Annotated in this window: 3 protein-coding genes and 1 pseudogene; 3 read left to right on the plus strand and 1 reads right to left on the minus strand. The window is 71.1% G+C overall.

Annotated features, from left to right (window positions below):
- Nucleotides 1-650, plus strand: a pseudogene (locus tag ESO86_RS12650) (MurT ligase domain-containing protein); the annotation flags it as partial.
- Nucleotides 647-1,390, plus strand: coding sequence for a type 1 glutamine amidotransferase (locus tag ESO86_RS12655; protein WP_129235350.1), 744 nt, complete (start codon nucleotides 647-649; stop codon nucleotides 1,388-1,390). The pseudogene ESO86_RS12650 and the gene ESO86_RS12655, both read left to right, overlap by 4 nt.
- Nucleotides 1,391-1,463: 73 nt before the next feature.
- Here ESO86_RS12655 and ESO86_RS12660 read toward each other — a convergent pair whose 3' ends face one another.
- A complete protein-coding gene (locus ESO86_RS12660; RefSeq protein ID WP_129235351.1) occupies nucleotides 1,464-1,700 on the minus strand; it encodes a DUF7455 domain-containing protein in 237 nt (78 codons plus the stop codon).
- Nucleotides 1,701-1,845: 145 nt separating this feature from the next.
- Here ESO86_RS12660 and ESO86_RS12665 point away from each other — a divergent pair, with 145 nt between their 5' ends.
- A complete protein-coding gene (locus tag ESO86_RS12665; RefSeq protein ID WP_242492355.1) occupies nucleotides 1,846-3,924 on the plus strand; it encodes a DNA gyrase/topoisomerase IV subunit B in 2,079 nt (692 codons plus the stop codon).
- Nucleotides 3,925-4,144: the final 220 nt, after the last annotated feature.

Consider the following 4,144-nt stretch of genomic DNA (forward strand, 5'->3'; position numbering starts at 1 on the left):
GCGGACTCGGCCACACCGAGACCAGCGCCGAGCGGCTCGACCCGGCCGAGGGCGTCGTCGTGGCCTCCGTCGACGGAGCATCCGCCGTGCTCGCGGACTCCGGGCGCGACGTCGCGATCGGCCTGCCCGCCCGTGGCACGCACTACGCCGTCGACGCCGCCGCGGCGTACGCGACCGCACATGCCGTCCTCGGCGAGCAGTTCGATCCCGAGGTCGCGGCGCGTGCCCTCAGCGCCATCCCCGCCGTCTTCGGGCGCGGCGAGCGGGTCACGGTCCGCGGGCAGGAGGTCGACTTCGTCCTCGTCCAGAATCCCGCGAGCTACCAGCTGAACGTCGACAGCATCGCCCCGGGCACCGACCGGATCCTCTTCGCGATCGGATCCGACGTGCGGGATCCGTCGTACTTCTGGCCGACGGACGCCTCCTCCTTGGGCCGCGTCTCGATCGTCAGCGGGTCCAAGGCCGACGAGGCCGCCCTGATGCTGGCGTACGACGGCGTCGAGATCGACCGGGTCGAGCACGACCTCGGGCGCGCGCTCGACGACTTCCTCGCCGGCCCGGCGCCGACGAGCGGAGTGAAGACGATCGTCTTCTCTGCCGACGCCATGCGGCGCACTCGCGCCCACCTCGGACTCACGGGAGCGGAATGACCCTCACGATCGTCTCGCTGCTGCCCTCGCTGCAGAACACCAACGGCGACGCCGAGAACGCCGCCGTGCTCGCCGCACGCGCGCGGTGGGCCGGCCTCGACGCACGCGTCGTCGCGGTCGAGGATCCCGCAGACCTCCCCGAGCGAGTCGACGCCGTGGTCCTCGGTTCGGGCAGCGACGCGTCACTCGAGCGCAGCCGGGACGTCCTGCTCGGGCTCCACGACGAGCTCCGTCGCTGGGGCACCGAGGGGGTGCCGATCCTCGCGGTCGGCACCGGCTGGGAGCTGCTGAGCTGGGGGGTCGAGCTCGCCGACGGCCGCAGCATCGAAGGGCTCGGCATCCTCGCCGGGCGTGCGGTGCCGCGCGACGGCCGCGTGGCCGGCGACCTCGTGGTGAAGGCCTCGGGCGGGCTGGGGCTCCTCGTGGGCTTCGAGAACCACGCACGCGACTACGTCGGCGCCGAGGCCTCGCCCATCGGGCGAGTCCAGGCGGGGTCGGGCAACGGCCGTGGCTCCGGCCAGGAGGGCGTGCGGATGGGCGACGTCATCGGCACGCACCTGCACGGACCCGTCCTGGCGAAGAACCCCCGACTGGCCGACGCGATGCTCGAACGCGCGTGCGCGCGCGCCGGGACGCAGTACGTGCCGGGGGAGCGGTCGGTCGAGGTCGACCGGTTCGCGGAGGCCGCCCGGAAGCTCCAGCTGCGCGCCGCTGGAGTCGCGGCATCCGCCGACGCCTGACACGCCCCGTACGCCACGACGACGAACGCCCCCGGATTCCTCCGGGGGCGTTCGACTTCGTCGTGGGACCGCGTCAGTTGCGCGTGTCGGAGAGGAGCCGGCTCGACTCGTCGTGCCAGCTGTGGGCGATCTGCGAGAGCTTCTCCTCGTGCTTGCGGCCGTGGTGGGCGCAGAACAGGAGTTCGCCACTGGCGACGACCACGCGGATGTAGGCCTGCGCGCCGCAGGCGTCGCAGCGGTCGAGCGCAGTCAGCTCGTGCGGGGCGTCGACTTCGTCGACCGCACCGGCGGTGTCGGTGTACTGGTTCATGGCGCCTCCTCCGTAGTTCACGAGCCGTTTCCGTCCCTCAATGAAAACACGACTCCGGGCGCGACGGTCCCGCAGGACCCCGCATTTCGCTCAGCGCGAAGCGCCTGAGCCGGGAACGCGGTGGCCCTCACTAGGCTTGTGCGACGTGAGCTCCGACTATTCCGCCCGTCATCTCTCCGTCCTCGAGGGCCTCGAGGCGGTCCGCAAGCGACCGGGCATGTACATCGGTTCGACCGATTCGCGCGGCCTCATGCACTGCCTCTGGGAGATCATCGACAACTCGGTCGACGAGGCGCTCGGCGGCCACGGTACCGAGATCGAGGTGGTGCTCCATCCCGACGACAGCGTCGAGGTGCGCGACCGCGCCCGCGGGATCCCGGTCGACGTCGAGCCGAAGACCGGGCTCACCGGCGTCGAGGTCGTGTTCACCAAGCTGCACGCGGGCGGCAAGTTCGGCTCAGGCTCGTACTCCGCATCGGGCGGCCTGCACGGCGTCGGCGCGTCGGTCGTGAACGCGTTGTCGGAGCGACTCGACGTCGAGGTCGACCGCGGGGGCGCGACCTGGGCGATGTCCTTCCACCGCGGCGAGCCCGGCACCTTCGACGACAACGGCACGCGATCCCCGACCGCGCCCTTCCATCCGTTCGAGCAGTCGAGCGAACTGCGCAAGGTCGGGCGTGTCGCGAAGGCGGTGACGGGCACGCGGGTGCGGTACTGGGCCGACCCGCAGATCTTCACGCGCGGTGCGAGCTTCCAGCTCGAGGACCTCCTGAACCGTGCCCGGCAGACCGCCTTCCTCGTGCCCGGCCTGGCGATCACCGTGTCCGACGAACGCGGCGAGGAGCCCGAGACCCACCGGTTCCACTTCGAGGGCGGCATCTCGGAGTTCGCCGAGCACCTCGCCGTCGACGGGCCGGTGACCGACATCTGGCGGCTGACCGGCGACGGGCGGTTCACCGAGACGGTGCCCGTGCTGAGCGACCACGGCGCGATGATCCCGACCGACGTCGAGCGCCACTGCCACGTCGACATCGCCCTCCGGTGGGGCACGGGCTACGACACCGTCATGCGCAGCTTCGTCAACATCATCGCGACGCCCAAGGGCGGCACGCACCAGGCGGGCTTCGAACAGGGGCTGCTGAAGTTCATCCGCCAGCAGGTCGAGCAGAACGCCCGGCGGCTGAAGGTCGGCAACGACAAGCTCGACAAGGACGACGTGCTCGCGGGCCTCACCGCGGTGCTCACGGTGCGCCTGCCGGAGCCGCAGTTCGAGGGCCAGACCAAGGAGGTGCTCGGCACGCCCGCGGTGCGCTCGATCGTGGCATCCGTCGTGCAGAAGGCGCTCGGCGAGCGCTTCGCGTCGACCAAGCGCGACGACAAGGCGCAGACCGCGTTGGTGCTCGAGAAGGTCGTCTCCGAGATGAAGGCGCGCATCTCGGCGCGCACGCACAAGGAGACCCAGCGGAGGAAGAACGCGCTCGAGACCTCGTCGCTGCCCGCGAAGCTGGTCGACTGCCGGTCGACGGATGTCGCGCAGAGCGAGCTGTTCATCGTCGAGGGCGACTCGGCCCTCGGGACCGCCAAGCTCGCCCGCGACAGCGAGCACCAGGCGCTGCTGCCCATCCGGGGCAAGATCCTGAACGTGCAGAAGGCGAGCATCGCCGACATGCTCGGCAATGCCGAGTGCGCGTCGATCATCCAGGTCATCGGGGCCGGCTCCGGGCGCAGCTTCGACCTCTCCGCCGCGCGATACGGCAAGGTCATCATCATGAGCGACGCCGACGTCGACGGCGCGCACATCCGCACGCTGCTGCTCACGCTCTTCTTCCGCTACATGCGGCCGATGATCGAGGACGGCCGCGTGTTCGCCGCGGTGCCGCCCCTCCACCGCGTCGTGGTGATGAACCCCGGGTCGAAGCCGAACGACGTGATCTACACCTACTCCGAGAAGGAGCTCGCGGGCGTGCTCGCGACGCTCCGCAAGCAGGGCAAGCGCTACCAGGACCCGATCCAGCGGTACAAGGGCCTCGGCGAGATGGATGCCGACCAGCTCGCGTCGACGACCATGGATCGCGGGCACCGCACCCTCCGACGAGTCGGCGTGGCCGATGCCGAGAACGCCGGCCGCGTGTTCGAACTCCTCATGGGCAACGAGGTCGCGCCGCGCAAGGAGTTCATCGTCGACAGCGCGGCCGCGCTCACGCGCGATCGCATCGACGCCTGAGCTGACTCGACGGGCGATCGCGCCCGCCACGACCGGCCGACGCCGACGGCCCCGTCACACCCTCGTGCGACGGGCCGCCGGTTTCGGTGCCGATCGGCGGAAGGTCAGCGGATCGCGCGCCCGATCACCTGGACGACGGCGTCGAGCGTCTGGCCCGAGCCGTCGCGCTTCGCGCCGCCTTCCGGAAGCGCGCGCAGCGAGCCGTCCGTGCCGAGGGCCC

The organism is Agromyces binzhouensis (genome assembly GCF_004135055.1).
Lineage (GTDB): Bacteria > Actinomycetota > Actinomycetes > Actinomycetales > Microbacteriaceae > Agromyces > Agromyces binzhouensis.